Annotated in this window: 1 protein-coding gene; it reads right to left on the bottom strand. The window is 31.6% G+C overall.

Features of this window, described 5'->3' with window-relative positions:
* Window positions 1–306: 306 nt before the first annotated feature.
* Window positions 307–558 (bottom strand): hypothetical protein, encoded by a 252-nt coding sequence (locus TY19_RS11780; protein WP_052354762.1) that lies wholly within the window; start codon window positions 556–558, stop codon window positions 307–309.
* Window positions 559–1,066 lie beyond the last annotated feature (508 nt).

The raw sequence follows: 1,066 nt of genomic DNA, 5'->3' as shown, positions 1-1,066 counted from the left end.
ATTTCTGATGAGGCTATCAAAACTCTTAAAATAGACAGTATATAAAATGCCTTGGTAAATAAATCTCTTGTTTAAAACTTCTCTGTACTTACATTTAAAAATCTCAAGCATAAGTCTCTTTAAGGACAAATCAGCGAAAATTCAGTAAGGTAAAATAAGCGCCTTTAAAAAATCACATGAGAATAAACGAGTAAATAGAGTTATAAAACTTTCGAGATAGTGGTCTTTTTTAAAGGCCGCTTCCATATTTTTTTAGCTATCTGAAGCGTTTGCCTAATTTCTTCGTTTTCTTCTTCATTCGTTCCATTATTGATGATAAAAAAATCCAGGATTCACAAAGGCGTTTAAAGATTGATTAGCGTTGTATAGTTGAAATCCTTCTAATTTTTGAAGATAGCCTCTTTTAGAGAAGGCTATGGAGTTGTTTCTTCCGTAACCAAGCAAAATGCCCAGCAAAGTTATGTTATAACGAATCATGTAGTCTCTGTCTTTAGGACAACAAACTTCTTTTAAGAATTCTGCGGCGTTTTGGTTTGAATTAGAATGCTTTTGAAACAAGTCTAGGTTATCTTCTATAACTTTTAACGTTGCTCGTTTATTAATTAAAACAATTGTGCTGTAAGCTGGAATAAATCTAAAACAAAATTATTTGAAGAAAATAAATGGCTATAGCGTTGCCAAATCTCTATTCCATTCCATACAATCGAATAACCTGGATGTTTTGTAAAAATTATAACTGCATATCGAGCCGGGAATTTTGGACAGAGTCGGAAAAGTTTCTATAACCCTCTGTACAGGACAATTTTTTTTGAAAATGTAAAAAAACTCGCGATATGTGACATAATACTTCAGAAACCACTCTAGAGGTRCTATGAAACACATATGCGAGCTGCATAACATTTTAGGTCAATATTTTAATTGGAACAAGTCAAGATTAACTGTATTGACGAATTTATTATTGGGATTGTTCATAGTGAAGACAGTGAATTTGTCAGAGCTAGCAACAATTTTATATAGTAAGGCAAAAATTGATTCTAATTTCAAACGAATACAAAGATTTTTCAAC

Source organism: Candidatus Protochlamydia sp. R18, assembly GCF_000648255.1.
Classification (GTDB): domain Bacteria; phylum Chlamydiota; class Chlamydiia; order Chlamydiales; family Parachlamydiaceae; genus Protochlamydia; species Protochlamydia amoebophila.
The sequence above is the reverse complement of the archived record's forward strand: the minus strand, read 5'-3'. Positions and strand labels throughout refer to the sequence as shown.